This window comes from Hyalangium sp., from assembly GCF_045802625.1.
Lineage (GTDB): Bacteria > Myxococcota > Myxococcia > Myxococcales > Myxococcaceae > Hyalangium.
Genome location: NZ_JBJMQP010000168.1, coordinates 1 through 8,151, shown reverse-complemented (window position 1 = coordinate 8,151; position 8,151 = coordinate 1). Strand labels below are relative to the sequence as shown.

General features: G+C 68.9%; 5 protein-coding genes and 2 pseudogenes. 3 read left to right on the top strand and 4 right to left on the bottom strand.

Going from position 1 to position 8,151, the window contains the following annotated elements; genetic code table 11:
- Nucleotides 1–18: 18 nt before the first annotated feature.
- The 4 genes and pseudogenes from ACJ8AT_RS29940 to ACJ8AT_RS29925 all read right to left on the bottom strand — a co-directional run bounded on the left by ACJ8AT_RS29940 (nucleotide 19) and on the right by ACJ8AT_RS29925 (nucleotide 4,217).
- Nucleotides 19–234 carry a transposase gene (locus tag ACJ8AT_RS29940; RefSeq protein ID WP_407741344.1) on the bottom strand — a complete coding sequence of 72 codons (216 nt, stop codon included), beginning with the start codon at nucleotides 232–234 and terminating at the stop codon, nucleotides 19–21.
- A 1,669-nt stretch (nucleotides 235–1,903) separates the two neighbouring features.
- Nucleotides 1,904–2,101, bottom strand: a pseudogene (locus tag ACJ8AT_RS29935) (serine/threonine protein kinase); the annotation flags it as partial.
- Between the two features lie 318 nt (nucleotides 2,102–2,419).
- Nucleotides 2,420–2,845, bottom strand: a complete 426-nt coding sequence (locus ACJ8AT_RS29930; protein WP_407741343.1) for a hypothetical protein — start codon at nucleotides 2,843–2,845, stop codon at nucleotides 2,420–2,422.
- Between the two features lie 25 nt (nucleotides 2,846–2,870).
- Nucleotides 2,871–4,217: a bifunctional glycosyltransferase/class I SAM-dependent methyltransferase gene (locus ACJ8AT_RS29925; protein WP_407741342.1), complete on the bottom strand. Its 1,347-nt coding sequence runs from the start codon at nucleotides 4,215–4,217 to the stop codon at nucleotides 2,871–2,873.
- Nucleotides 4,218–4,465: 248 nt separating this feature from the next.
- On the opposite strand from ACJ8AT_RS29925, the gene ACJ8AT_RS29920 reads away from it, so the two are divergent.
- The 3 genes and pseudogenes from ACJ8AT_RS29920 to ACJ8AT_RS29910 all read left to right on the top strand — a co-directional run.
- The gene (locus ACJ8AT_RS29920) at nucleotides 4,466–6,622 is read left to right on the top strand and encodes a GumC family protein (protein WP_407741341.1); all 2,157 of its coding nucleotides are present in this window, start codon (nucleotides 4,466–4,468) and stop codon (nucleotides 6,620–6,622) included.
- Nucleotides 6,619–7,851 carry a glycosyltransferase gene (locus ACJ8AT_RS29915; protein ID WP_407741340.1) on the top strand — a complete coding sequence of 411 codons (1,233 nt, stop codon included), beginning with the start codon at nucleotides 6,619–6,621 and terminating at the stop codon, nucleotides 7,849–7,851. Before ACJ8AT_RS29920 ends, ACJ8AT_RS29915 begins: the two co-directional genes overlap by 4 nt.
- Nucleotide 7,852: 1 nt before the next feature.
- Nucleotides 7,853–8,151, top strand: a pseudogene (locus tag ACJ8AT_RS29910) (glycosyltransferase family 1 protein); the annotation flags it as partial.

The following is an 8,151-nucleotide window of genomic DNA, read 5'->3' as shown; positions in this document are numbered from 1 at the left end:
GGTGTTGAGCCAAGGCACTCAGGCAAGGCGGCCCAGCATTAGCCGGATCATGCCCAGGTAGACGAACGCTTCGCAGGACTCCTCCGTTCGCTCGTAGTCTCTGGCCAAGCGTCGTTCTCGGCTCAACCACCCGAACGTGCGCTCCACAATCCAGCGCTTGGCCTGGAGCACAAACCCGGGCGTAGGGTCCGAGCGTTTCACGATCTCCACCTCGACCCCGGACTGCTGAGCGATGCGCTCGACGCGCGGGCCTTGTGATCCGTGTGCTCCAGAGGAGCCCCCGAACTTACAGACAGATTGCGAACGGCAGCAGCAGACAACGTCAGCCGTTCCGCCACTTCCCGCACCGTCAGCGCCGGACGTCCACCTCCTGCCAGCGCAGTCGCCGCTGCAGGAAGTTCGCTTGGTAGGCCTGCAGCGTGTCCTCAGGCCCTTGCGCGGGGAGGGCTTCTCTTTCTTCCAACAACCGCAGCACTCAGTGGCGCACTACCTTCAGCAACCGCTCCCCCAAGCGGTGGCAGAGCCGAAGCCATCAGCGCAGGGGCCACGCCAGAGCACGGAAGCCGGCGAGGGGAGCGGGTGGGAGGTGCTTACGTGCTGCGGCGTGGCGACGGTTCATGCGCGATGGTAGCGTTACCGGTCCGTTCCCGGAGGAACGCATGTTGTGGCGCCACCTTGCAGTAGGAATGCTTTCCGCCCTGGCGCTGACCGGGTGCCCCTCGGAGTTCGGCAAGGATGGCCGCGTGGCCAAGGCCGCCCACAAGGATGCAATGGGGATCACTCGCAGAATCTGCTCGGAGCAGGAACTCTGGGAAGTGTGCAAGGGTCCCAATAAGGATCCTGACAAATGTCACGAGTGCGGCGGGTGAACTGGCGCACCATTCTGGGCGCCTGCGCGGGTTTGCTGCTGGCCCTCCCGCTCGTGTTGCTGCTCGCAGGATTGTTCCAACCCCAGGTGCGCACGGAAGCCCCCACCGGGGCTCGTATCAGCCCGATGCTCACCAGCGATCAGCGCACCCGGCTGATGACCTACGGGCGAACTTGCGAGCGGAACTCCGATTGTGAGCCTCCGCTGGGCTGCTTGTACGAGTCCCGGAAGGGGCGGTCGTATTGCACCGACAGCCAATGCGCGACGAACGAGCAGTGCCCGGAAGGACAGCTCTGCCAGGCCCTTGCCACGGAAGGTCCTGGGCCGCAGGTGCGTTTCTGCGTGGCCAAGGGCGTGCGTCAGGAAGGCGAGAGTTGCACCAACATTCCAGGCGACAAAGAGCACGCATGTGCGCCCGGGTTGTTGTGCGGTGGTCAGAACGGCTGGTGCGCGCGGCCATGTCGCCCGGGCGCGGAGGCGGGTTGCCCCGAGGGCTTCTTCTGTGCAGACACCACCCCGCAGCCTGTATGCCTTCCTACCTGCGAGACCCGGGGGTGCCTCGCGGGCCAAAGCTGCATCCGGTTCGGAGAAGGAACCTCGGTCTGCGCGCACGTCTATGGCCCTCACTGCCAGGAGTCGCCGTGCCCCGAGGGCCGCGAGTGCAGAGCGCACGTTGAGGCACCGTACCCGGGGAGAGTGTGGATGGAGTGTGAAGTGCGCTGTGGCGAGCATTACCCCCCCTGCGAAGCCGGGCGGGTCTGTGATGGCTGGCATTGCCTATCGGGTTGCGACCCACAGGGTCCCGCGGTGTGCGGCGAGGGTTATTACTGTGCCCGGCGAACAGAGAGCCGGCCCTTTGCGTGCCAGCCGGAGTATTGGCGAGATCTATCCCGTTGAACACGGTTGGAGACCGAGGCTCAGGGTGCTGACGGAGTCACACCTCAAGCAGGACACGCTCAGGGTGTGCGCGTGGGGTGGGAGGTGGAGGGGTGGTTCGGGAACATGGCAGGGACATAGCACCTCCCCTTGAACAGCTTGCCGGTGGAGCCGAGGAACACTGGGGTGGCGCAGGCGGGAGAGCAGCAGCGCCTCGCGAGCAAATCGAGGGTCCTCCGGGCGCAGCGCCAGCTTGAGGGCGATGGGCTGTGAGTGCTCGGAGTGTCGAGGCACGGCGCGGTAGACGGCGCCGAGGACGCCTTGGGCAGCCCAGGCCAGCACGCGCCAGGGGCCCACCTCCGGAGCGAAGGCTCCCGCTCAATGACAGTCGTAGACGAAGTCCTGCCGGATGGGCCCATCATCCATGCTGGGCGTGCCCGAGTACTGCTCGTGCAACAGCCGGCCCGTGGAGTGCGCTCGTGCGTGCGCCGGGCATCGGGCACCCCGTCCTCGTTGCTATCCCACTCGTCCAGCCAGACAATCTGGGTTCCGCAGATGTACGTGAGGCGATGGGTGGCGCGCGTGTATGTGTATCGATCCGGGCCGGCCTGCCCGGGTCCTGCCTGTATCACCGCATCCTTGGCGGTCCGCTGCAGCACCAGCCGCCCCTCGGAGTCATAGACGAAGGTGGTGACCGTCTCGTGGGAGCTGTAGTTCACGCCCCCCTTCTCCCAGATGCGCGTCACGCGGCCCGCCGCGTCGTAGGAGCGGGTGCTGTTGAGCATCGTGTCGTAGTCGACCAGCGCGGTGGGCCACCAGCCGCCCCCGCTCGTCGTAGGTGTCGGTGGTGCTCCAGAACGTGTCGGCATACCGCTCCACCGTATGGGGCTGGCCATTGGGGTAATAGGTGAAGGACTCGCACCGGGCGATGTCTCGGCCGCAGCCGGGCTCGCTGTGGATGGACTCGACGCTTCCGGCCGCGTCGTAGTGGTAGACGGTCCAGCCCGTGGATTGCTCCGCGATCGAGCTGTCAATGCGCGCCAGGAGCCCGTCGGGCGCATAGATGTACCGGTACACCGTGGTCTCCGGGGACGCTTGCACGTCCTTCTCGGTGACGCGAGAACCTTTATCCGGCCCTTCCCGTGACTCGCGCGACCGCGAACAGGCTCATCCCCACCGGCAGCTTCACATGGCGCTCTGCCTGCGCCAGCAGCGGCGCCAGCCGGTCATATAGCTTGAGCTGAAGCTTGGGCACCGCCCGCCGCCGCAGCACCCGGCTGTTCATGAACCACCCGGGAATTCCCACCAGGTTCATCCACTCCAGCGTGTCCACCGTGAAGCCGTTGTCCTCCAGCACCCGGCGCAGCGTCTGAGGCGTGTAGCGCCGATGGTGCCCCACCGCCTCGTCGATGGCTCCGAAGAGCTGCGGCAGCGCCGGCACCAGCACCACCACCTTGCCGCCCTCGGGGAGGATCTGCCGGAAGCGCCGCACCGCCGCGCCATCGTCCGGAATGTGCTCCAGCACGTTGGACAGTACGATGGTGTCCAGGTGCTCGGACTTCAGCGACTCCCAGTCCGCCAGCGCCACGTCCGACAGGTACGGCCGCACGTGCGGCTTGCCTCGGAACAGGTTCTTCAGCCGGTCCACGTAGAAGCGATCCACCTCGAGCGCGATGAGCAGCTCCCGCCCCGCCTCCAGCTCCCGCGTAATGGTTCCGATGCCCGCGCCGATCTCCAGCACCCGCTGGCCCAGGTGCTCGCGGAAGCGGCGCCCCAGCCACGCGTTGTAGTTGTTGGCGCCGTCCATCCGCTCCAACGTGCTGTAGCCCTCGTGCTGGTTGTCCGCGTCGTCCCGCACCGTGGCGTAGCGCATCAGCGTCCGCAGCTTCGACAGATCCGAGGCCAGCGTGTGCCGAGGGGGTACCTGCAGCGGCAGCGGCACCTCCGTCAGCCGGTAGAGCTGCGCGGCCAACTTCACCACCAGCTCCGCGTCCACCGCGTCATCCTCGCTCGTGAGCTTCACCGAGCGCAGCGCCTCGGTGCGGAAGGCGCGCATGCCCGAGAGCGGATCCACCAGCGGCACGTCCGTGACGAAGCGGGTGACACCCCCCAGCGCTCGCTCCGCCAGTAGCTCCGGCCGCAGCCCCGGCGCCGAGCGGCGGCCAAACACCGCGTCCGCTGTGTCCTCCTGGATGGGGCGGCACAGCGCGTCGTAGGCCTCGGGCGTGTAGGCCACGTCCGGATCCTGGAGCACCGTCACCTCGCCCGTCACCTTCTCCAGCGCCGCGCGGATGGCCGCTCCCTTTCCCACCAGCCCGGAGAGCACATGGAGCCCCGGCCCAGGAGCCACCTCCACCACGCCCTCCCCGGCGAGGACCACTTCGGCCCGGCCGGCGAGGGCCTGGGCGAAGCGGGCCGCCACGGTGGCGGTGGTAGGAGTGTAGGGGACGACCACGGACAGAGGCGGACTCACGCGGGCGTCACTAGCACAGGGGCTGGGAAATGTGCGCAGGCGCTCGCCTCCGCGGGAACGCCCGGCGAGCTTGCGAGCACTGTGGATCCGAGCCTGGAAGATTGACCCTCTGGCTCGGAAGGGGCACGCTCGGCAGAGGCTGTGGGTGCAGGTCGGGGCTGGGCGTGCGAGCCGGGCCACCGCCGCTCGAGGAAGTCTCCAGGAGAGCCACGTTGGAAGGTTCCGTGAACGACCCGGCCAGTGCCGGAATGACGCCATTGAACGTGATGCGCTACGTGCGCGCGTTCTGGCGCCGCAAGTGGGTCGTGCTCGGGGTCGCCGTGCTCATGACGGGCCTGGCCGCGCTGCAGGCCATGCGCCAGCCCAAGGTGTATGCCGCCAGCACCTCGCTCATCATCGACGTGACGGCTCCGCGCGTGCTCGACAGCGACGTGAAGGAGCTGATGGGGGACGAGCGCAGCAACTACTGGTTCAACAAGGAGTACTACGCCACGCAGAACCAGGTGATCACCTCTCGGGCGGTGGCCACCCGGGTGGTGGAGAAGCTGGGCCTGCAGCATGACGCGGGCTTCCTGGGCCTGTCCCAGCTCAAGGACGAGAAGGCCCGGCAGCAGGCCATGCAGGGCATGGACGCGGTGGGCCTGCTCCAGTCGCGCATCAGCGTGGTGCCGGTGAGGGACTCGCGCGTGGTGAGCGTGGGCGTGGAGGACCTGGATCCCGAGCGCGCGGCGCTGCTGTCCAACGAGGTGGCGCAGGCCTACATGGCGGAGAACCTCGCGCTGCGGCTGCGCACCACCGAGAGCGCCACCGAGTGGCTCGAGGAGCGCAAGGCCGAGCTGGAGAAGGCCTCGCAGTCCAGCGAGCTGGCCCTGTACGACTTCAAGAAGAACACCGACATGCTCTCGCTCTCGCCGGAGAGCCAGAAGAACAGCGTCACCGATCGCATCAACAGCTACGAGTCCACCCTCACGCAGGTGCGCACGAAGATCGCCGGGCTCCAGGCTCGCGTGGAGGCCATCCGCCAGCTCCAGAAGAGCTCCCCGGGAGACGACACGTGGGCGGAGGCGGTGCCCGGCACCAACGACACGGGCATCCAGGAGCTCAAGCACCGCTTCATCGAGCAGCGCGCGCTGTGTGTCGAGCTGAGCGAGCGCTACCTGCCCGAGCACCCGAAGATGATCGAGTGCTCCAGCAAGCTGGCGGTGGTGCGCGAGGACTTCGTGCGCAGCCTCACCAACGTGGTGCGCAAGGCGGAGACGGAGCTGGCGCAGGCGGTGGGCGAGGAGAAGAACCTCTCGCGCCTGCTGGCGGCGGCCCGGGACGAGGCGTTCCAGCTGGGCAAGCGGCAGATCGAGTTCGACAACCTGAACCGCGAGGCGGAGAACAACCGGCGCCTGTACGAGTCGGTGCTGCGGCGGCTCAAGGACATCGAGCTGTCGGGGCTGCTGCGCACCACCAACGTGCGCGTGCTGGACGCGGCGCGGCCGAGCTTCGCGCCCATCAAGCCGGACGTGCGCCGCACGGTGGTGATGGGGCTGCTGTTCGGCCTGCTCCTGGGCTGCGGCGTGGTGCTGCTGCTGGAGTTCCTGGAGAACACCGTGGCCTCCCAGGCGGACGTGGAGGAGCGGCTGGGGCTGGCCTTCCTGGGCTTCGTGCCGCGGGTGGACACCAAGAGTGACAGCCCGCGCGAGCGCGACTTGTTCGTCCACCGTCAGCCCAAGTCCTCGGCGGCCGAGTGCTGCCGGGCCATCCGGACCAACCTGCTGTTCATGTCTCCGGACAAGCCCTTCAAGACGCTGGTGGTGACCAGCAGCGGGCCGCAGGAGGGCAAGTCCACCACCTGCATCTTCCTGGGCGTGGCCATGGCCCAGAGCGGCAACCGCGTGCTGCTGCTGGACACGGACATGCGCCGGCCGCGGCTGCACAAGGCCTTCGGCGTGCCCAACGACGTGGGCATCAGCTCGCTGGTGGTGGGCGAGGGCTCGCTGGACACGGCGGTGAAGAGCACCGAGGTGCCCAACCTCTTCGTGCTGCCCTGCGGCCCCGTGCCGCCCAACCCGGCGGAGCTGCTGCACACCCAGGCCTTCGCGGACCTGCTCAAGGCCGCTGGCGGGAAGTTCGATCGCATCATCCTCGACAGCCCGCCGCTCAACGCCGTGTCGGACTCGGCGGTGCTGGCCACCCAGGCGGATGGCGTGGTGATGGTGCTGCGCGCGGGGAAGACGAACCGCGAGGCGGCTCGGCGCGCGCTGCGCTCGCTGGCGGATGTGCAGGCGCAGATGTACGGCGCCATCCTCAATGATCTGGATGTGATGGACGCTCGCTACCGGGACACGTACCTCAACTACCGCGGCTATTACGGGCACGCCGCCGAGGAGACGAAGGACGGGGTGGCGTCGTCGTGAGCCGGGTCGGCACGGGGCTGCGCGTGCTGCACCTGGGCAAGTTCTACCCGCCGGCCTCGGGTGGCATGGAGGCGCATGTCCAGACGCTCGCCCGCGCGCAGGCCGCCCTGGGCGCTCGGGTGGAGGTGCTGTGCATCAACCACGCCGCCTCCGAGCAGGGCTTCAGCCATGAGTTCCACGGCCGCAGCCCCACCCGCGAGGAGTGGGATGGGCCGGTGCGCGTCATCCGCGTGGGGCGGTGGGCCTCCGTGCTGCGCATGGACGTCATGCCCGAGCTGCCTCGCGAGCTGGTGAGCGCGCTGGCACGTGGCGTGGACGTGGTGCACCTGCACACGCCCAACCCCACCATGCTGCTGGCGCTGGAGGCCGTGCCGTGGCTGCCGCCGCTCTTCATCACCCACCACAGCGACATCATCCGCCAGCGGGTGGCCGGCGCCCTGTTCCGTCCCTTCGAGTGGGTGCTCTACGGGCGCGCCCGCCGGCTGCTCGCCACCAGCTCGGCGTATGTGTCGGGCTCGCCGCTGCTGCTGCGCTTCCGGGAGAAGGTGCGCGAGCTGCCGCTGGGCATCGAGCTGGCGCCCTACCTCACTCCCTCGCCCGCGGTGCTGGAGGCCGAGGCCCGCTGGCGCTCCGAGCAGAGCTCGCCGCTGTGGCTGATGGTGGGGCGGCTCGTCTACTACAAGGGGCTGTTCACCGCGCTCGAGGCGCTGACGCGGGTGCCGGGCCAGCTCATGGTGGTGGGCGTGGGGCCGCTGGAGCAGGAGGCCAAGGCCCGAGCGCGGAAGCTCGGCGTGGAGGGGCGAGTGACGTGGGCGGGCTACCTTCCGCCGGAGGCGCTCGTCGGGGCGTACCGCGCCGCCACGGCGCTCTGGTTCCCCAGCAACGCGCGCAGCGAGGCCTATGGGCTCTCGCAGATCGAGGCGATGGCCAGCGGGCTGCCCGTCATCAACACCGCGATTCCGCACTCGGGCGTGCCTTGGGTGAGCCTCCACGGGGAGACGGGGCTCACGGTGCCCGTGGACGATGCCGAGGCGCTGGCGCGGGCCGCCCGGCGGCTGGTGGAGGAGCCGGGGCTCGCCGAGCGTCTCAGCGCGGGCGCGCGGGCCAGGGCCGTGGCGCAGTTCCGCCATGACGTGATGGCCGAGCGCAGCCTCTCGCTGTACGCGGATGCGCTGCGGGCCTCCCACGCGTCCCGCTCCCGAGCCGCTTCCGTGGAAGGGAGCTCGTGAGATGCGGCTCCTCCACATCTACAGCGGCAACCTCTACGGCGGCATCGAGACATTCCTACGGACGCTGGCGCGCGTGCAGCGGCTCTCCTCGGGGCTGGTGCACGAGTTCGCGCTCTGCTTCGAGGGACGGCTGAGCCGGGAGCTTCGCGAGGCGGGAGCCACGGTGCACCTGCTGGGCGAGGTGAGGGTGAGCCGCCCGTGGACTCTGTGGCGCGCCCGAGGCGAGCTGTCGCGGCTGCTGGAGCGGGGCGGGTACGCGGCGGTGGTCTGTCACGCGGCGTGGCCCCAGGCGCTCTTCGG

Coding starts and splice junctions, on each gene's coding strand:
- ACJ8AT_RS29920 (WP_407741341.1), top strand. CDS start 4,466: ATGACGCCATTGAACGTGATGCGCTACGTGCGCGCGTTCTGGCGCCGC.